Source organism: Pelagibius sp. Alg239-R121, from assembly GCF_947331435.1.
In the GTDB taxonomy this organism is placed as follows: domain Bacteria; phylum Pseudomonadota; class Alphaproteobacteria; order Kiloniellales; family Kiloniellaceae; genus Denitrobaculum.
This window is the reverse complement of the sequence record NZ_CAMZOF010000012.1, coordinates 19,087-38,383: the sequence shown is the minus strand read 5'-3', so window position 1 is coordinate 38,383 and position 19,297 is coordinate 19,087. Positions and strand designations below refer to the sequence as shown.

Below are 19,297 nucleotides of genomic sequence, written 5' to 3'. Positions count from 1 at the left end.
ATACAATCAGATCCCCAAAACAGAGTCGGCGCCCCCGGCAGGGAAGCAGGAGCGCCGACGGTAACATAGTAATAAAATTTATTGACCGAGTGTTAGAAGCTCCTGAATTTGCTCAGGTTTCCAGGGCCAGTCGTCGGTCAGAATCTTAGGTTTGACGATTGCCTGAAACTTGGCGCGGTCAACTTCGTGAACCTTGATGCCCTTGTCCCGGAACCACTGAACCAGATCTTTCTCCGACTGGATGATGTCTGCAGATGCGCCTGCGGCACCTTCCTTGATGACAGCCTGGAAAATCCCTTGATCGCTCTCCGACAATTTGTTCCAGGTCGGGCCGCCCACAAGGGTAAAGTATCCGTCCGTCATATGCCCGGTCAGCATAATATCGCTTTGGACTTCGTAGAATTTTTTGCCTTGAATAGTCGGCAAGGGGTTTTCCTGGGCGACCACGACACCTTGCTGGAGCGCGATGTAGAGCTCTGAGAAATTGATTGGCGTTGCATTTGCATCGACCGCTTCGGGGAACACCATGTAGATCGGGACGGGCGGAACCCGCATTTTCACACCTTTGAAGTCGGCAGGTGTCAGCAGCGGCTCATTCGCCGTAACATGCCGCTGACCGTAGTAGGTAAGAGACATAATTTTACTGCCGGAAACCTTCTCATACTCTGAAGTCAGTTCCTTGTAGGTATTGCTGGTCGGGTACTTGAGGAAATGATCAAGGTCGCGCCAAAGAAACGCCGCCAAGTGGATGGAAATCGGCTTATAGCGTTGCGCCATGTGCCCAGGGCCGACAGTGCCGATATCGACCGTCCCGAGGATCAGCGCCTCTTCGATGTCGCGCTCGTTGCCCAACTGACCCGACGGAAAAACATCGATTTTGTAGCGGCCTTCGGTCCGCTTTTCGATTTCCGAAGAGATCCAAACAGCCCACTTGTGATGAGCGGTGCTCGGTTCATAGGGGTGCGCGAGCTTAAGCGTTTCGGCTGCGTTCGCAGTCGCGGCAACGACGGTTCCCATGGCGAGCGCAAACATGCACGCGAGTTTCTTCATTTAAGCCTCCCTTTTGTAGGTCTTAATGCCCGATCGCTTTGTTGCGATCTATTCCATAAATCGTAAAGTATAAAGATTATACCAAAATGGCAAGCGCTCTCTGTGGAACGGTTCAAAGCGAAGTGCTAGAGTGCGATCGTTCTTGACGGAACCGCTCAAGAACGTGAATCGCCCTCTAACCAAAAGCGAAGAGGCTGGTTCACGTTTTTCGCTGGTTCAGTGAAAAACGATCAGACTCTTGAGTGCGATCGTTCTTGACGGAACCGCTCAAGAACGCGAATCAGCCCCTGGGTTGAAATTGGATTCGATAGGCGGGCGACTGGCGAGTATGAAACAAATCAAGCTCTATGAGCAGGTTGAAGAAACACTTGCGGAGGAAATCGCGAATGGCGTCTACCAGCCGGGCGACGCCCTGCCGACCGAGCGAGAGTTGATGGAGCGTTTCGATGTTGGGCGTCCGTCAGTGCGCGAGGCTCTTTTTTCGTTATCCCGGCGAGGATTGATCGAAGCCGGAAGCGGCCGGCGGCCGCGCGTGCTTCAGCCTTCGTTCAATGTTGTACTGCGGGAACTCAATCTCATTGTCCGCCAGGTTCTCAACAGCCCCGAGAACATTGTCCATTTGATGGAAATCAGGCGGCTCCTAGAGTCTGCACTTGCCCGTAAAGCTGCGGTCGAAGCGACAGACACTCAGATCGCTGAGCTAAAATCCAGGCTCGAGGCAAACCGGCAGGCCCTTGGCTACCTCCAGAAATTCTGGGAGACCGACACTGCATTTCATGCCGCGATTGCGCGTATGAGCGGCAACCCCATTACACCGACTGTCATCGACGCCGTGCTCGAATGGTTAATCGACAATCGCCGAGTGACTGTGAGCGAAGTCGGGAGCGACGAGCGCGCTTATCATCAGCACAAGGCGATATTTGAAGCGATTGCCGCCCGCGACCCGGATAAAGCCGAGGCGGCGATGGAGGCACATCTTCTCTATGTCGAACGACAAGTCGCCCTGCAGCTCGTACGCCGTGATTCCGCGCGTAGAAGCGTCATGGATGACGAGAGTGAAGGCTCATAAAACTGCTTGTCTCGGACCGCCGGTATCATCTTTAGACAGTCTGCAGTGCGTACGTTCGTGTTTATCAGATCGATCGAACCTTCACTAAGGCCGTTATTGATTGCACGACTCTATTGGCGTGTTGACGCTTATTGCTCGGGTCTGTATTTGGAAATGTTAAATAAAATTCCTGTATCGTATCAAAAAAAATAATATAGTTATGATGTATATTTGGAAATTTTTTTCCAGAAAAAAAATAATAACAAGTGCATTATTGAAAAAATACTATACTATCACCACGTATACACAGGTGGTTATGCTTTTTTGCTAAAACCGGAGTGTCCTCCGAACCCGAACCCATGAGCCTGAAGGTCATGGAGGGGTACCTACTGATCAGACTTGAGTGAGCTGGCGAACAATTGCTGGCGGTTCCTCAGGATCCAACACAAGGCGTGATGTATGACGAGTGTGCGGCGCTTACGTCGTGGTTCTATTCATGCAATGGCTCTGAAACTGGCCCTTGCAATTGTAGCAGTCAGCCTCGGCACCGCCTTCGCTCAGGATGCCGTCGCTCAGGGGACTTTATCAGCCATTCCAGAGAACGCCGTTGCGAGGAGTTACGGCAGCAGATGGGAATGTGAGCGAGGCTTTCGAAAAGCCGACAATGCCTGTAGTGCGGTCGAAGTGCCCGCGAATGCTTATTCGACCAACACCTCGTTCGGGTTGGGCTGGAAGTGTAAGCGGGGCTATCGGGAGGCCGCCGAAGCCTGCGCAATCATTGTAGTGCCTGAGAATGGTTATCTGGATACGTCTGGCGACGGTTGGACATGTGACCGGGGTTACCGCGAGACAGGGGACGCTTGCATCGCTGTAAATGTGCCGGAGAATGGATACTTCGTCGATTCCTCCTATGGTGACGGCTGGGAATGTGAGCGTGGGTACCAGGCGGACGGGGAGCGCTGTATTGCGATCAAGGTACCGGAAAACGGCTATCTAGTTGAATCTAATTACGGCGTCGGATGGGAGTGCGAACGGGGATACCGTGCGATCGGTGAGGCCTGCGTTGTGGTGAAGGTACCCACCAACGGATATCTAGCTGGTTCCTCCTATGGCGCCGGCTGGGAATGCAGTCGTGGCTATCTGGCGGTTGGCGAATCCTGTGCGGCGGTCAAGGTGCCGGAAAACGCTCACATTAATTTCTCTGGGCATGGTTGGGATTGCGACCGGCCTTATCGAAAACAGCAGGGTCGTTGTGTTCTCGCTGCGAAGTAACCGGCGCAGGCGCTCGGAGTGACTTGAACTCTGGAGCTGCAATGGGATCCGAAAAAGGCTGGCGATCATGACGGACGATACTGTTGATCTGGACGAACATCGCAGCTTGACCGCTCAGAAGATGATCGAAATTCGGCGCCACCGTCTTCACGAGTTTGAGGTCGATCAGAGTGCAATGCACGGTCGCCATGAGAAGTTGATGGAGCTCCTCGACGCCGGCCCGGCAAAGACTTGGTCAGAGGCAGCAGCGAAGGCGCAATACCTTTTGCAGGCCTTCGCCGCGTTGCCCGAAGCTCAGGAGCCCAAGCGAAAAGAGCTTGTTGCCCAGACCCTGGGGGACCTCGTCCGTTTATGTGACCTTGAAAAGGAGCCTTCATGACAGAGTCTCAGGCGACAAATGCACTTGGAGATTTATGCGAAAGAAGTGAGGTCAAAACACGCGAATGCTTGAGATGCAGCGCGGCTTTCGAGAGTGAATGGTCTGGCGAGCGCATCTGCACCCGCTGTAAGAGCACGACCGCGTGGCGGAATGGAGCGCCATTGATAGCGCGTCCTTCGGGCAAGAATGGTTAGGACAGCCACGCGGACTTGAAGTTTTTGTAATGCTGGCAGTTAGGTTAGAGCCGCCTCGCGACTAGGCCTTTCGCGATTGCAACGCGTTTTCTAGCAAAAAAAACGGGAGAGATCTGAAAGTATGACGACATTAAACCGAGGCGCCAAACACACCTGCCCAGAGTGCGCGATCAAGTATTATGACCTTGGGAGGGAACCTGTTGTCTGTCCGAAATGCGGCTCCAAGCCGATTTTAGCCAGTGTGCTAAAGACCGGTAGATCTGCCAAGAGAGTCAGCCGACCGCCATCCACACGGTACCCCTGAAGCAATGCCGCCTAAGCGGTCCAGTTTTAAGCAACTCGACTGACTGGAATGCAATCGCCATTGATGGAATCGGTCAAGAGCGATCGCAATTCTAACCTTTTGTATTGGAGTCTGATCCGATGTGGGGGTCTGGGGTCATCAGCGGCGTTGAGAGCTTACACAACTGCATCGGATAACCGGATTAGAGAATAGACGGAGGCATGCCGGCTTCGGTTAAGCTTGTGTGAACGCTGAATGTTGCGTCTGCCCCCTGGTTTTCAAATGCGTGAATCTCTGATTTGAGGTTCGAAAAGAACCTGCGACTGCACGCCTCGCTAAAACCGGCTTGCCAAGGCCTTTCGAGTTTTTGCAGCCTGCCCTGGATCGATTCTTTCGATCTGTCGAAAAATCGATAATTTGTGCGAACGGACGCTAGAAGTTCGTCGATTTCTAGCCAAAAGTTGCGGCACTTGAGTGCGATCGTTCTTGACGGCAACGGCAAGGATCGTGAATCGCCCTCTAACAACAGGATGAAGAGGCTGGTTCGAGTTTTCACCGACTGCGTGAACACGACCAGACTCTGAACACTCTGCCGTTATGGAGGCCGGACATGAAATTTCAATTGGCGATTAATCTTGAGCGCATGGATGAAACCCGCGACATGCGCGATGTGTCCCGGCACACGCTCGACATGGTGCAGATGGCCGATGAAGGCGGTTTCAACATTGTCTGGGCCGCAGAGCATCATGCGCTGGAAATGACGATTGCCCCCAATCCCTTTCAGATCCTCACCTGGTGGGCGACGCACACAAACAGGATCCGCCTGGGCACCGCGGTGGCGGTCGCGGCTTACTGGCATCCGATCAATCTGGCGGGCGAAGCCGCTTTTACCGATCTGATCAGCGGTGGCCGTCTGGAATTCGGAATTGGCTCAGGCGCTTATCAGCGTGAATTCGATCGCATGGCACCTGGCCTTAAACAGTCGGATGCTTACCGCTACATGCAGGAAATGCTGCCGGCCTTGAAGGCGCTTTGGGCTGGCGACTACGAACACGAGGGCGAATTTTGGTCCTTTCCGAAATCAACTTCGGTCCCGAAACCGCTACAGAAACCCCATCCGCCGATCTGGGTCGCTGCGCGGGCACCGATCACCTTCGACTATTCGGTTAAGAACAACTGCAACATCATGTCCTGGCCGTTGACCCGCCCCATGAGCGAAGTCGAGCTCTATAAAGAACGCCTCGATGAAGCCGTGACAAATAACCCCGGATGTCCGCGGCCGGTTTTCGCGATCATGCGCCATACCGCGCTCTACGATACCCAGAGCGAACGCAGCGTGCCGATCCATGCCGCACAGCGTCAGCTCGGACAGTTTGAAAACCTGTTCAAGAACTTGGGAGACGTCGAGAACGGTTTCCCCAAGACTGTTGAGTTTTCAGAGTTGGAGAACCGGGCCGAATATGATCCCGAGATGCTGCATGAGAATTTGATATTCGGGACACCGGATGAAGTCATTTCCAAGCTGAAACTCTATGAGGCCCTCGGCGTGGATGAGTTCATTTACTATGCGAGTATGGGCCTGGGGCTCGAGGAACAAAAGCGATCCCTGGAACTCTTCTGTAAAGAGGTCATCCCGGAATTTTCATAAAAGCCAAGCGTTTAGATAAGCAATAATAGGGGAGAAAACCTGTGACTGACTTTGTCGAAGTCGTCCGCAACGGTCACGTTCTCGAGGTCAAACTCAACAAGCCCAAGGTCAATGCCATCGACATCAAGATGAGCCAGGAGCTGGGTGCCGCCTTCGCCCAGCTTCGTGACGATCCGGAACTGCGGGTTGGCATCCTGACGGCTGAGGGAAGCAAGATCTTTTCTGCAGGCTGGGATCTCAAGGCGCTTAATTCGGGGGACACCAAACTCGACAACTGGTGGGAAGATGCCGACTACGGCGACGGCGGATTTGCCGGCTTGACCGAAAACTGGAATCTGAACAAGCCGGTCATTGCGGCTCTGAACGGACTGGTGATCGGCGGCGGATTTGAGTTGGCTATGGGGTGTGACCTGCTGATCGCCGCGGACCACGTTGAATTCGGTTTACCGGAAATGCCGCTGGGAATGGTGCCTGACGCCGGTGCAATTCAACGCCTGCCGCGCCGTATCCCCTATAACATTGCCATGGAAATGTTCCTGATGGGGCGGCGCATGACCGCGTCGGAGGCAGCACACTACGGGCTGATTAATAAGGTCGTCAGCTACGATAAGCTGATGGACGAAGCACGCGCCTGGGCCGCGCAGCTTGCAGCAGCGGCGCCACTCGCTCTGCAAACCGTCAAAGAGGTCCTGCGCTCGATTGAATGCGTGCCGCTTGAAGGGGCTTTCGAGACTATGCGGACGGGCGATTTGCCGACCTACCGTGCCATGCTGAAGTCGGAAGATGCGGAAGAGGGAGTCCGGGCCTTTGTGGAAAAGCGACAGCCCGTATTCAAAGGGCGTTGACCGTGGTCTTTAAAAACCCTGAGGCGATTACCCGCATCGCCAGCATCGGCGGCGGGCCAATCGGTGGCGGCTGGACTGCGCATTTTCTAGCCCGTGGCTACGACGTCGTCAGCTACCTGCATGATCCTGCCGAAGCGGATGCCTTTCGTGAAATTGTCGATACGGCCTGGATCAGCCTGGAAGCACTTGGATTGGAAAAGGGGGCGTCGCGTGATCGTCTTACCATTACTTCCGATTTGGCGCAGGCCGTCGAAATGGCCGAGTTCGTTCAGGAAAGCGCACCTGAGAATCTTGGCCTGAAACAGGCCCTCTACAAGCAACTGGGCAACCTTGTGCCGGAAACTGTCGTGATTTCGTCATCCACCTCGGGATTGACGATGACGGAAATACAGGCGGACTGTGCGACGCCGGAAAGAACGGTGGTCGGGCATCCTTTCAACCCGCCTTATCTCTTACCTCTCGTCGAAATCGTCGGCGGTGACAAGACCTCGCGAGACGCGATTTCCTGGGCGCGGGATTTCTATCAGGTTGCCGGTAAGGCGCCACTTGTGCTCAACAAGGAAATTCCCGGATTCATTGCGACCCGCCTGCAGGAGGCCTTATGGCGCGAGGCACTGCATATGGTCGCCAACGGCGAGGCGACTGCAGAGCAGATCGATACGGCTCTGATCAATGGCCCGGCTCCACGTATGGCGATGTTCGGCCAGTGCATGGCCTTTCATATCGCCTGCGGGGAAGGCGGTATGGCGACAAATCTGGATCAGTTCGGCCCTGCACTGAAACTCCCCTGGACCCGCCTCGAAGCGCCCGAGCTGACCAAGGCGCTACGCGATCGTATGGTTTATGGTTGCGATGAAATGGCTGCCGGACGCCGCTTCGAGGAGCTTGCTGCCGAACGAGACCGCGGCATCGTCGCCGTGTTGAAAGGCGTGCGTGCGGCCAGAGCCTGATACGCTGGAGTGCATACCCTCGCCGTATCATGCTTGATTACTTGATCACCTGTGCTTTGCGCTGCGCGTTCAGTCGCGAGGCTTCGACCAGGGAATAGACCGTGCCGCGCCAGGTCGGCGCGGTTTCGTTGTCTGGCCAGGCCTGACGGTACTGACTCGGTTTCTTGCCGAAGCACTTCAGGAAAGCATGCGAGAAGTGCGACATGGAGTTGAAGCCGCTGGCGACCGAGACCTCGCGGATGGAAAGGCGTGTCGTGGTCAGCAGGACGCGGGCGTACTGCAAACGCATCAACTGGCTGAACTGAACAACAGAGCAGCCCATGTAGCGTTTGAAGTAACGTTCAAGCTGCCGTTGCGAAAGTCCGATCTCCTGGGCGACCTCGGGCACGCTTAAGGGGCTGGAAACGTTGTCTTCGATGATCTTGACCGCCGCTGCCACATCGGGGTGGATCATGTCGGTCGTGCCGCCCAGCGTATGCCGCTGAACCGCGTCCCCCTTTCTGACAGGATGATGCATGATCTGATCGGCAACCTCCGATGCCAGCTGCTCATTATGGCAGGTCGCGATCAGGTGCAGCATGAGATCGATGCCGGTCGTGCCGCCGGCGCAGGTGATCAGATTCCGGTCGATAGTGAAGAGTTGCTCGCGCAAATCGATCATGGGGAACTGCTCGGCGAAGCCTGCCATGCAGGACCAGTGGGTTGTTGCCAATCGGCCGGATAGCAAACCGGCCTGCGCAAGCACATAGACACCCAGCTCGAAGGCACAGATGACGGAACCCTTTCGTTCCTGTCGACGGATCCAGTTGATCACACTCGGACTGACATAGCGTTCGCATCCCCAACTGCCGACCACGAAAACAATGTCGAATTTCGAGTCGTTGTGCGGGGTTTCGCAGCGGACCCGCATCCCGTTGTTGGCACTGATTTCCTCGCCTTCGAACGACAGATACGTCCATTCGAAGAGGGATTGCGGCGACAGATAGTTGGCGATCCGCATCGGCTCGATGGTGGTCATCAAGGTCATCATGTTGAACCGCGGAATAAGCACGAACGCGATTTTCGAAAACTCACGACCGGCAAAGGACGTCATATCCGTCGCCATATCTGCCTCCTCCTCAAATCACCAGGCACTCTCAATCTACGGCGAATAATGCGCTTCATTGTCGAGAAATCGACAAAAATCAAAAAAACTGACCGCAAAATAAGCAGAAGAACGGGAGGAACCATCTTGAATTACGACGTCATAGTGAGTTGCGCGGTGACCGGAGCCGGCGATACGACAAAACGACATCCGGGAGTGCCGGTGACGCCAGAGGCAATCGCCGAGGCGGCGATCGAAGCTGCAAAAGCCGGTGCGGCTATCGCTCACATACACGTCCGTGATCCGGAAACCGGTCGAGGTTCGCGTGACCCGGAACTCTTCAAAGAGGTGGTTGATCGGGTGCGCGACAGCGACACCGATGTGGTGATCAACCTGACCGCCGGCATGGGGGGAGACTGGGTTCCAGACGGTGAAAATCCTGCCATGCCCGGACCTGGAACCGACATGATTGGGCCGCTGGAACGACTGGCGCATGTCGAGGCGCTGCTGCCCGAAATCTGCAGTCTTGACTGCGGGACTTTGAACTTCGGCGATGGCGACGAAATCTACATCTCGACCCCGCCGACTCTTCGCAAGATGGCGGCACTGACCAAGGAATGGGGCGTCAAGCCGGAACTGGAAGTCTTCGAGCTCGGCCACGTCCGTTTTGCAAAGCAGATGATCGCGGAGGGCCTGATTGCCGAACCGCCGATGTTTCAGATCTGTCTGGGCATTCCCTGGGGTGCGGATCAAAGCGTCGACACCATGAAGGCCATGAAGGATGCACTGCCGCTCAATGCCGCATGGGGTGGTTTCGGGATCTCCCGAATGCAGATGCCGATGGCGGCTGCTGCGGTGGTTATGGGCGGGAATGTACGCGTCGGCTTGGAGGACAACCTCTACCTCGACCGTGGTGTCCTTGCATCCAACGGTCAGCTTGTCGAACGAGCCGTAGAGATTATCGAACGCCTGGGCGCACGGGCGGTTTCGCCGGCAGAGGCGCGTCAAAAACTCAACCTGCGCGGAGCCTGACCGACAATGCCGGATCCCGCCTCGTCAGACGGCCTCACACTGAAAGGCCTGTCAAAACGCTTCGGCTCATTCGAGGCTGTGACAGATGTCTGTCTTGACGTTCGCCGGGGAGAGTTCCTGACCCTGCTCGGGCCATCGGGTTCGGGGAAAACCAGCCTGTTGATGATGATCGCTGGTTTTCTGGATCCCAGTGACGGGGATATCGCACTCGACGGTCAATCGATCATCCGACTGCCGGCCGAAAAACGAAACTTCGGTATGGTGTTTCAGGGCTATGCGCTCTTTCCCCATATGAGCGTCTGGCAGAACATCGCTTATCCTTTGGAGGTGCGAAAACAGCCACGGGCGCAGATACAGTCGCGCGTTCAGGAAATGCTGGACCTAGTGCAGTTGACAGAGTTCAGCGATCGGCTTCCCCGGCAACTGTCCGGCGGTCAGCAACAACGGGTCGCCCTGGCACGGGCCCTCAGCTTCAATCCACAGATACTGTTGTTGGATGAACCACTTGGCGCACTCGATAAGAAGCTTCGAACGGACGTTCAGGAACAGCTTAAGGACCTTCATCGACGGGTGGGCGCGACCTTCATCTATGTGACGCACGATCAGGAAGAAGCCCTCTCCATGTCCGACCGTGTGGTGATTATGAATCATGGCAAGGTCGTTCAGGTCGGCGCGCCCAATGATCTCTATGAACGGCCGGAGACGGTGTTTGCGGCCAATTTCCTGGGGAAAAGCAATTTCCTGCGAGGCTCGGTCACCGCCGCCAATGGGCAGACCCTGTCCTGTGTCGTCGCGGGAGCGGACGTTCATCACAGATGCAATGGAGCCGCGCCCGGTGTCGGGGAACTGGTCACGCTTGCTCTGCGCCCGGAGAAGATAGACGTGGCGCCGTTGGGCGATGCCCCGTTGTCGAACGGACTGCAAGGCACAGTCTCCAGCCTGACTTACTACGGATCGAATTTCACCGTCACAACCGAAGTCGCGGGCTTCGGATCTGTCACCGCCGAAGTCGGCGCGTGGCGCAACCCGCATCGCTTTGAAACAGGACAAACGGTCGATTTATCGTGGCAGGAAGATGCCACGGTCCTGGTTTCGGAAGGTACTGAAAGCTAGCGGATCAAAAATTCAGAAAACCGCGCTTATTCACGAGAGCTCCACAGGGGGGCGGAAGGAGGAAAAGATGCAAGACAAGAACTTTTTTAAAGAACTTTTGACCAAGAGCGCTGAAGACTTCAAAGCGGGCCGTATGGATCGGCGGGATTTTCTGGGTCTTTGTGCCGTGGCGGGTGTTGCCACCTACGCTGTTTCTATTGGCGACGCACAGGCCGCTGCCGATGAGATCGTGTTCTGGAATTGGGGCGGCGATGCCGTGAAGTGCCACACCGATTCCTTCGGGTCTCCCTTTTCCACCGATAGTGGCCTGGGCTTTAAGGTCGATACCTCCGGCCCACTGCAGGGCAAGGTGAAGGAGATGGTCGATTCCGGCAATATCACGGCCGATGTTGCCGACGCCGATGCTTTCGATGCTATTGCCCTGGGCAAGTCGGGACATCTTGAAGCCATCGATTATTCCGTGGTCGACAAGAAAAAAGTCTTGGAGGGTTTTGCCTGGGACCACGGCTTCTCGGCCATCTTTTACGGTTACGGCTTCATGTATGACAGTGAGAAGTTCGGAGATAACCCGCCGAGCACCTGGGCCGACTTCTTCGATACAAATAAATTTGCCGGCAAGCGTTCGCTCTACAAATGGGCGAACGGCGCGATTGAAGGGGCTTTGCTGGCCGATGGCGTGGCCAAGGCGGACCTCTATCCTTGCGATGTCGACCGGGCGATCAGCAAGATTCAGTCGATCAAAGACGACTCAATCTATTGGGGATCGGGAGCCGAAGCCTCGCAGATGATCATTGACGGTGAAGTGACTATGGGCATGGTCTGGATCAATCGGGCAAAGGCTGTCGAGGCAGACACCAAGGGACGTTTCAAGCTGGTCATGAATGAAGCGATCGCCATGCCGGGCGCCTACATTGTGCCCAAGGGCAATCCCGCAGGCCGCGAGAATGTTATGAAGTTCCTGGCGTCCTGCCAGACTCCGGAGCGCCAGATTAACATGCTGTCCTGTCATGGGATGACGCCGGCCAATCCGGAAGCCTTCGCGATGATACCCGACGATCTGAAGCGCTTTGCGGTGACCTCGGCAGAGAACATCGACAAGGTCGTCTTCAATGACCCGGCCTGGTGGGCAGAAAATGGCGGTGACACCTTGAACAGGTATCTGGATGCCATCGGCTGATTGACGAGGCTGCCCGCCTGAAAGCCTCTGCTGTTGGGCGGGCAGCCCGTCATTCCGAACCATCTTTTTCCATGCCTGCGGGAACCGCACACATGAGACTGAACAATTACTGGCTGCTGGTGGCGCCGCTGCTCCTGCTCGTAATGGCGCTCTATGCCTGGCCGGTGATCAACATTCTCTGGCTCAGCGTCACGGAGCCGCAAGCGGGCTTGCAGAATTACGAAAAGCTGTTCGCGAGCTCGTCGTTGGCGCGGATTTTGTGGACAACGCTGCGAGTTTGTCTTTTGACGACCTTCGGTGCGGTTCTGGCGGGCTATCTCGTCGCCTACATGATGGCTCATCTGGCAAGCGGCGAACGATCCTGGATGCTGACTTTCGTGCTGGTCTCGTTCTGGGTTTCTGTCCTGGTCCGGGCCTTCGCCTGGTTGACTCTGTTGGGACGGAACGGGTTGCTAAACGGGGCTCTGATTTCAAGTGGGCTTACTGATGAACCGATTACTTTCGTCCGAAACGAACTGGGCGTTTTGATCGGCATGATCCACTACATGATTCCCTATGCCGTCCTGCCGCTGCTGGCCAATATGCAGGGGCTCGATGGCCGTGTGATGTCTGCATCGCGCAGTCTGGGGGCAGGTCCTTTGGTGACTTTCCGACGGATCTACCTTCCGCTGACGATGCCCGGCATCTTTGCTGCTTCGATCCTGGTCTTTGTTATCTCCCTCGGCTTTTACGTGACACCTGCGATATTAGGCGGCGGCCGGGTTCTGATGGCCGCCGAATACATCTCCGTGCAGGTTCTGGTGACGCTGCAGTGGGGTACGGCCTCCATGCTGGCCACCCTAATGCTCGGAGGTGTCCTGGCGCTGATGTTCACCCTTTCGCGCTTCATGAAACTGAGCGAAGTCTTCGGAGCCAAGGCATGAACGGCAGGTCTTCCATGGGTTGGTGTTTCGGCAGGGCAGGGGCCTGGCTGGTGCTTTTGTTTTTGGTCTTGCCTGCCCTGATCGCACTTCCCGTGTCCTTGACTCCGGAACGCTATCTTTCCGTGCCGAAAGACAGTATGTCGCTGCGCCATTACGCCAATCTCTTCAGCAGCGACGAATGGATCTCAAGTATCTTCCAAAGCCTGGTTATCGCGTGTGGTGCCGCCATCCTGGCGACGGTTCTGGGCACGCTCTGCGCGATCGGCCTGTGGCGGATCTCGACCCGCTTTTCCGAGGCCATCCGGGCGTTACTGCTGTTGCCGTTGATTATCCCGCCGATTATTTCGGCCATGGCCTTCTATCGGGTCTGGGTCAAACTGGGTTTACTGGACAGTTACCTGGGTATGATCATCGCGCATGCGATCCTGGCTGCGCCCATGGTGCTGATCACCGTGTCGGCCGCCCTGGCGAATTTTGATCCCAAGCTGGAGCAGGCGTCGCGCAATCTTGGTGCGGCTCTGCCAACCACCTTACGCCGGGTGATTTTTCCTTCAATCAGACCAGGCATTCTGGCCGGCGCCGTATTTGCCTTCATCCTTTCTTGGGACGAAATCGTGGTCACTCTCTTTATCGCGAAGTTCCGGGTCTTCACCTTGCCGCGGCGCATGTGGGACGGCATCCGCGAGAACACCGACCCCACCGTGGCCGCCGCCGCAGTGGTGCTGATCGTGGTGACTCTCACTGCGCTGCTGCTGTCGGTGCTGCTCTCCCGCGGGCGGGCGCCTGCGGCTGAAACCAAAGAAACCTGAGTTTTCGGAGTCTGTTATGGACATCACGCTAAGCCACGAAAATGAGCTTTTGCTGCAAACGGTGCGCGCCTTTATGGAGGCGGAAATCTACCCTCACGAGGAAGAGGTGGACCGTAACGGCGAAGTTCCGCCCGAGCTGGGAAAACAGATCGAGAAACGCGCCATCGAGACCGGCCTCTATGCGGCCAATTTGCCCGAGGCCGTCGGTGGTGGCGGGCTCGACTATACGGCTATGGCGATCATGGAACGCGAATATGGCAAGACCTCTCATGCACTGCATTCCTGGATCGGCCGTCCGACAGAACTGCTGATGGCCTGCGCGGGTGATCAGGTCGATCGCTACCTGATGCCCTGCGTGCGGGCGGAAAAGCGCGAGCTTTTCGCGCTGACTGAACCGGAAGCGGGTTCTGACGTTATGGGTATGAAAACCAATGCGAGGCGTGATGGAGATGATTGGATCCTGAACGGATCGAAACACTTCATCTCCGGGCCCTGCATGCCGGATTTTGCGATTGTCTTTGCGGCGACGGGTATCGATGAAACATCGCGTGGTCCGCGTAAGCGGGTGACGGCCTTCTTAGTCGATGTCGGTTTGCCCGGCTTTGATATTCGCGAGGGCAACAAGTGTGTCAGCTATCGAGGTTATCAGAATTTTGCGCTCAGTTTTTCGGATGTTCGGCTCGGGCCCGATCAGATCCTGGGTGAAGAGGGGCGTGGTCTGGAGCTTTCCGGCAAATGGCTGGGTATGGGACGGGTCTGGGTTGGCGCAACCTGCTGCGGAAAGGCTGAACGTATTCGGGACCTGGCGATCGACTGGGCGGCGACCAGAAAGCAGTTTGGCAAGCCCATCGGCCAGTTTCAGGCGACGGGCTTTCGTCTCGCTGACATGACCATCGGATTGAAAACTGCAGACCTCCTGGTGATGGACGCGGTTGCCAAGGCGGATCAGGGCATCATGCAGGATGCCGATGCGGCGATGGTCAAGGTCTACTGCTCGGAGATGCTGAACAGGGTGGCTGATGATGCCGTGCAGATCTATGGCGGCATGGGTTTGATGGAGGAACTGCCGATCCAACGCCTCTGGCGTGATTCACGGCTTGAGCGGATCTGGGACGGTACATCTGAGATCCAGCGCCACATCATCACCCGCTCCATCTTAAGGCCGCTTGGCGCGTGACACCGAAGCAACGGCAGAACCTGCAGCGACTTCTGAAACCGCGGCACGTCGCCGTCGTTGGTGGACGAGATGCGGCCACTGCCATTATGGAATGCGGCAGGATCGGGTACTCAGGGGCTATCTGGCCGGTTAATCCGAAACGCGAAACTCTTGGCGGTTTCCCGTGTTTTGCGTCTGTCCTGGATCTGCCCGAACCGCCAGATGCGGTGTTCCTGGCAATCCCAGTCGCCGGCGCAGTCGAGGTGATCGCCGATTTGCGGCGCCTTGGCGCGGGCGGTGTTGTTTGCTACACGGCCGGCTTTGCTGAAGCCGGCGAAGACGGGCGGAGCGCCCAGAAGGCCCTGATCGAGGCGGCGGGAGACATGGCGCTGATCGGGCCGAATTGTTATGGCATGATCAACTATCTGGATCAGGTTGCACTCTGGCCCTTTGCACATGGTGGCTCTTGCCCGGGATACGGCGCCGCAGTTATCACCCAAAGCGGAATGATCTCTTCTGATCTGATCATGAGCCAACGCTCCGTGCCATTCACTCATATGATTTCAGCCGGTAATCAGGCTGTTCTGCAGCTGGAAGATTTCGTCGACGTACTCTGTGAGCAAGACGAAGTGCGCGCCATTGGGCTTCATATCGAAGGTTTGCGGGATATCGGGCGCTTTGTCGATGCCGCCATGAAGGCACTTCGGCTTGGTAAGCCGCTCATCGCCTTGAAAACGGGAAGCTCAGAGGTTGGTGCTCGATTGACGGTCAGCCATACCGGATCCTTGTCCGGGGCGGACGATCTCTATCAGGCGCTGTTCGACAGACTGGGAATCATCCGGGTTCACAATCCTGCGCAGATGCTGGAAACACTGAAGTTCCTCGCCATTTCGGGTGTCCCGAAGAGTGACCGGTTGCTTGGCTTCACCTGCTCGGGCGGTGGCGCGACGATGCTGGCCGACTACGGAGAAACGATCGGATTGAAGTTTCCCCAGCCGGAGCAGGCAACGGCGGCGATTTTGAAGACCCAATTACCGGATATCGCGACAGTATCCAATCCTCTCGATTACACCACGCCGATCTGGGGTGTGTTCGAGCGCGTCCTTCCGGTGTTCAGGACGGCTTGCCAGGATGACTGTGATGCTGCAGTCATTGTGCAGGATTTCCCCTTTCCGGGACTTGATGAAACCAAGCCGCTTTACCTCAACGACACAAGAGCCTTTATCGCCGCAGTAAAAGAGGCGGGAGTGCCGGCGGCCGTTTGCAGCAGTCTGCCGGAAAACATGGACTTGGAAACACGCGACTTTTTGGTGCGAGAGGGGATCGCGCCTCTGCAGGGTATCCATGAGGCTCTGAATGCAATTAAGGTTGCCGCCTGGTACGGAAAACGCCGCACGGAAATCCTGAAACAAGAGCCTGAACCGCTGCTGTCTGCCTGCAAGAACGAGCAAACGTTTCTGCTCGACGAATGGTCCGGCAAGTCATTGCTGAAGGCGGGTAATTTCCCGATTCCCAACGGTCGCTGTGTGGTGCCTGGAGACGCTGCAAGCGCCGCAAGCGAGATTGGCTATCCGGTTGCGCTGAAAATGGTCAGCCCGCAATTGGCGCATAAAACGGACGTCGGAGCGGTCCGGCTTAATCTGTGTTCGGCATCGGCTCTGGAGAGTGCCCTCGAGGAGATGAGCCGGGACGTGATGAACGGCAAGCCGGAGGCCGTCAGCGATCGTTTTTTGGTCGAGCAGATGGTCGAGGGAAGCATTGCCGAACTCTTGGTTAGCATCCGCAGCGATGCCCAATTCGGTCTTGCTATGACCTTGGCGAGCGGCGGCGTGCTCGTTGAGCTTGTCGGTGACGCGGTGACCCTGCTGTTACCGTCGAGTGAGCAGGATGTATTCAATGCTCTTTGCCGGCTTAAGGTGTCGCGCCTCCTCAACGGGTTTCGCGGACAGCCAGCTACTGATGTAACGCGGTTGGCAGGCGATCTGTCGAGGCTCGCGAAATACGTACAATTGCAGTCCTGTCGGATCGCCGAGTTGGAAATCAACCCACTGTTTGTGCTGCCGGATAGGGTTTGTGCAGTTGATGTTCTGATGCACCTGTGGGATGAACCGTCGTAAATATGTGGGTCATTCCGACCGCACTTGCCGCGTCTCAGTCACGCCGTTACGCTTTCATTCTGTTTATCTGAGCCGGAACCATTAAATGTCTGAAAAAGTCGACGCAGGTTATCACCTCGACGGTGGCTGCGGTTGTGGAGCCGTGCGCTATCGCATGCTGACGGCTCCCATGTTCGTTCACTGCTGTCATTGCCTGTGGTGTCAGCGGGAAAGCGGCTCGGCCTTCGCCTTGAATGCGATTATCGAGAGTGACCGGGTGATGCTGCTGAAGGAAAAGCCGATACAGGTGGGCGCGCCCTCACAGAGCGGCGAGGGACAAAAGTTTTTCCGCTGTCCGAACTGCCAGATCGCCTTGTGGAGCCATTATGCGATGGCTGTTGGAGACAAGGTCTTGTTCCTGCGCAGCGGGACGCTCGATGAACCACGCAGACTATCGCCCGATATCCACATCTTCACGGGTTCAAAACAGCCCTGGTTACCTCTATCAACAGATATCCCTGCGGTCGAAGAATACTATGACCGCAAGGCCTACTGGCCGCCGGAAAGTCTTGAGCGGTTCCATGCGCTTCGAAATTAAAAGGCCCTGAATCCCCTAACGCATCACGAAGGGGTTTGCCATGGGTTCGCTGGAAGTATTGACCCAAACGGTCTTCGGCCGCGTATAGTCGTACATGGCCTGAAAGCCGGATTCCCGTCCGTAACCGGAGCCCTTGAAACCGCCGAATTCTGCGATGGGTGAGACGACCCGGTAGGTGTTGACCCAGACGATGCCCGCGCGCACGGCCTTGGCCACGCGCATGGAGCGGGCACTGTCAGTCGTGAAAATTCCGGCTGCAAGTCCATGTTTGGTATCGTTCGCGAGGCGGATCACTTCAGCCTCGTCTTTGAAGCGCTGTACGCTGAGGACCGGACCGAACAGTTCTGTATCGACGATGCGCTGATTCTGACTTTGGCACTCGATGATCGTAGGTTCATAGAATAGTCCATCGTTGCGGTCTGCCGGCCGCTTGCCGCCGCACAGCAGCTTGCCGCCTTCCTCGAGAGCAAAGGCAACTTCGCGCTCGATACAGTCCATCTGTCCTTGTGTGCAAAGCGGACCCATCTGGGTTTCTTCGGCGAGTGGATCGCCGATCCGGATCTGACCTGCGAGTCCGACCATGCGCTCAAGGAAGGCGTCGGCAATCTTCTCTTGCAGATAGAGGCGGGAACCGGCGACGCAGCTTTGGCCGGTCGCGCCGAAGATGCCGGCGATGGAGCCGTTCACTGCGCTTTCAATGTTGGCATCTTCGAAAACGATGAAAGGCGACTTTCCGCCGAGTTCTAAGGAAACCTCAGCAAAGTTTTCCGCGGAGTTGTAGAGGACGTGCTTTGCCGCGCCCGGACCACCGGTAAAGCTGATGCGCTGCACCAACGGATGCGACGTCAGGGCTTTGCCGCAGGGGTCACCGTGGCCGGTGACGATATTGACCACGCCTGGCGGGAAGCCTGCGGCCTCGATCAAACGGCCGAATTCAAGCATCGCGGCGGACGCATGCTCTGAGGCTTTTAGAACGACCGTGTTGCCCGCAGCGAGGGCTGGGCCGATTTTGACCGCGACAAGAAACAACTGGGAATTCCAGGGGACGACGGCCGCCACGACACCCAAAGGCTCCCGCGAGGTGAAGGTCAGCATATCCGGCTTGTCAATGGGCAGCGTCTCGCCGTGGATCTTGTCGGCACAGCCGGCGTAGTAATGGAAGAACTCAGCGATGTACTTAGCCTGCCAGCGAGTCTCTTTCAGCATCTTGCCTGTGTCGACGGATTCAGTTCGGCCCAGTTCCTCTGATTTTTCGGCAAGCAGGTCCGCCAGCCTGCGCAGATATTTACCGCGTTCGGTCGCTGTGCAGGCTGCCCAAGGGCCCTCCAAAAAGGCCTGGTGAGCTGTTTTGACCGCACGATCGACGTCGTTTGCTGTTGCTTCCGGAATGTCCGCCCAGGCCTGCTGAGTGGCCGGGTTCACGCTGGCAAAGCTTTTTCCGTCTTCTGCATCGACCCACTCGCCGTTGATGAGCATTTGATAGCGGACAAGATCCGTCATGATTCATTCCTCTTTCGACTTGGGTCTCTTCCGACCTGGGCCTCGTCCAAACTGGACTTTATGGACTGGCAGGGACGCATTTTTGCGACCGTGAGTTCTTCAACTTCAATTGTGTCGCGATATCTCTGGCATAACCCAGA

At 56.4% G+C, this 19,297-nt stretch carries 18 protein-coding genes; 15 read left to right on the top strand and 3 right to left on the bottom strand.

The annotated features are described in order from the left end of the window. Window positions 1-78: 78 nt before the first annotated feature. A complete protein-coding gene (locus tag QMZ18_RS31090) occupies window positions 79-1,050 on the bottom strand; it encodes a sialic acid TRAP transporter substrate-binding protein SiaP (protein WP_282610319.1) in 972 nt (323 codons plus the stop codon). Between the two features lie 328 nt (window positions 1,051-1,378). Between QMZ18_RS31090 and QMZ18_RS31085 the strand changes: the two genes are divergently transcribed. The 7 genes from QMZ18_RS31085 to QMZ18_RS31060 all read left to right on the top strand — a co-directional run bounded on the left by QMZ18_RS31085 (window position 1,379) and on the right by QMZ18_RS31060 (window position 7,669). After that, window positions 1,379-2,119 carry an FCD domain-containing protein gene (locus tag QMZ18_RS31085; protein WP_282610318.1) on the top strand — a complete coding sequence of 247 codons (741 nt, stop codon included), beginning with the start codon at window positions 1,379-1,381 and terminating at the stop codon, window positions 2,117-2,119. 438 nt (window positions 2,120-2,557) lie between these two features. Continuing rightward, a complete protein-coding gene (locus tag QMZ18_RS31080; protein ID WP_282610317.1) occupies window positions 2,558-3,370 on the top strand; it encodes a hypothetical protein in 813 nt (270 codons plus the stop codon). 67 nt (window positions 3,371-3,437) lie between these two features. Continuing rightward, complete coding sequence (locus QMZ18_RS31075) at window positions 3,438-3,749, top strand: hypothetical protein (protein ID WP_282610316.1); 312 nt, start codon at window positions 3,438-3,440, stop codon at window positions 3,747-3,749. A gap of 315 nt (window positions 3,750-4,064) precedes the next feature. Further along, window positions 4,065-4,247, top strand: a complete 183-nt coding sequence (locus tag QMZ18_RS37130; protein ID WP_367575964.1) for a TIGR02300 family protein — start codon at window positions 4,065-4,067, stop codon at window positions 4,245-4,247. A gap of 589 nt (window positions 4,248-4,836) precedes the next feature. Further along, window positions 4,837-5,874, top strand: coding sequence for an LLM class flavin-dependent oxidoreductase (locus QMZ18_RS31070; RefSeq protein WP_282610315.1), 1,038 nt, complete (start codon window positions 4,837-4,839; stop codon window positions 5,872-5,874). 41 nt (window positions 5,875-5,915) lie between these two features. Next, window positions 5,916-6,719: an enoyl-CoA hydratase-related protein gene (locus QMZ18_RS31065; protein ID WP_282610314.1), complete on the top strand. Its 804-nt coding sequence runs from the start codon at window positions 5,916-5,918 to the stop codon at window positions 6,717-6,719. Between the two features lie 2 nt (window positions 6,720-6,721). Beyond that, the gene (locus QMZ18_RS31060; RefSeq protein ID WP_282610313.1) at window positions 6,722-7,669 is read left to right on the top strand and encodes a 3-hydroxyacyl-CoA dehydrogenase NAD-binding domain-containing protein; all 948 of its coding nucleotides are present in this window, start codon (window positions 6,722-6,724) and stop codon (window positions 7,667-7,669) included. 37 nt (window positions 7,670-7,706) lie between these two features. On the opposite strand, the gene QMZ18_RS31055 is transcribed toward QMZ18_RS31060, so the two are convergent. Beyond that, complete coding sequence (locus QMZ18_RS31055) at window positions 7,707-8,774, bottom strand: GlxA family transcriptional regulator (RefSeq protein ID WP_282610312.1); 1,068 nt, start codon at window positions 8,772-8,774, stop codon at window positions 7,707-7,709. A gap of 126 nt (window positions 8,775-8,900) precedes the next feature. On the opposite strand from QMZ18_RS31055, the gene QMZ18_RS31050 reads away from it, so the two are divergent. The 8 genes from QMZ18_RS31050 (at window position 8,901) to QMZ18_RS31015 (ending at window position 17,657) form a co-directional block, all read left to right on the top strand. Next, window positions 8,901-9,785 (top strand): 3-keto-5-aminohexanoate cleavage protein, encoded by an 885-nt coding sequence (locus tag QMZ18_RS31050; RefSeq protein ID WP_282610311.1) that lies wholly within the window; start codon window positions 8,901-8,903, stop codon window positions 9,783-9,785. A gap of 6 nt (window positions 9,786-9,791) precedes the next feature. Next, entirely contained in the window at window positions 9,792-10,898 is a 1,107-nt protein-coding gene (locus QMZ18_RS31045; RefSeq protein WP_282610310.1) for an ABC transporter ATP-binding protein, read from the top strand. Between the two features lie 67 nt (window positions 10,899-10,965). Continuing rightward, window positions 10,966-12,075 (top strand): extracellular solute-binding protein, encoded by a 1,110-nt coding sequence (locus QMZ18_RS31040; RefSeq protein WP_282610309.1) that lies wholly within the window; start codon window positions 10,966-10,968, stop codon window positions 12,073-12,075. Between the two features lie 92 nt (window positions 12,076-12,167). Further along, complete coding sequence (locus QMZ18_RS31035; RefSeq protein ID WP_282610307.1) at window positions 12,168-12,998, top strand: ABC transporter permease; 831 nt, start codon at window positions 12,168-12,170, stop codon at window positions 12,996-12,998. Next, a complete protein-coding gene (locus QMZ18_RS31030; RefSeq protein ID WP_282610306.1) occupies window positions 12,995-13,807 on the top strand; it encodes an ABC transporter permease in 813 nt (270 codons plus the stop codon). The genes QMZ18_RS31035 and QMZ18_RS31030 overlap by 4 nt, the downstream gene beginning before the upstream one ends. 16 nt (window positions 13,808-13,823) lie before the next feature. Beyond that, window positions 13,824-14,984, top strand: a complete 1,161-nt coding sequence (locus QMZ18_RS31025; protein ID WP_282610305.1) for an acyl-CoA dehydrogenase family protein — start codon at window positions 13,824-13,826, stop codon at window positions 14,982-14,984. Then, entirely contained in the window at window positions 14,981-17,080 is a 2,100-nt protein-coding gene (locus QMZ18_RS31020) for an acetate--CoA ligase family protein (RefSeq protein ID WP_282610304.1), read from the top strand. The genes QMZ18_RS31025 and QMZ18_RS31020 overlap by 4 nt, the downstream gene beginning before the upstream one ends. An 85-nt stretch (window positions 17,081-17,165) precedes the next feature. After that, window positions 17,166-17,657 (top strand): GFA family protein, encoded by a 492-nt coding sequence (locus QMZ18_RS31015; protein ID WP_282610303.1) that lies wholly within the window; start codon window positions 17,166-17,168, stop codon window positions 17,655-17,657. Between the two features lie 15 nt (window positions 17,658-17,672). On the opposite strand, the gene QMZ18_RS31010 is transcribed toward QMZ18_RS31015, so the two are convergent. After that, the gene (locus QMZ18_RS31010) at window positions 17,673-19,157 is read right to left on the bottom strand and encodes an aldehyde dehydrogenase (protein ID WP_282610302.1); all 1,485 of its coding nucleotides are present in this window, start codon (window positions 19,155-19,157) and stop codon (window positions 17,673-17,675) included. Between the last annotated feature and the right edge of the window lie 140 nt (window positions 19,158-19,297).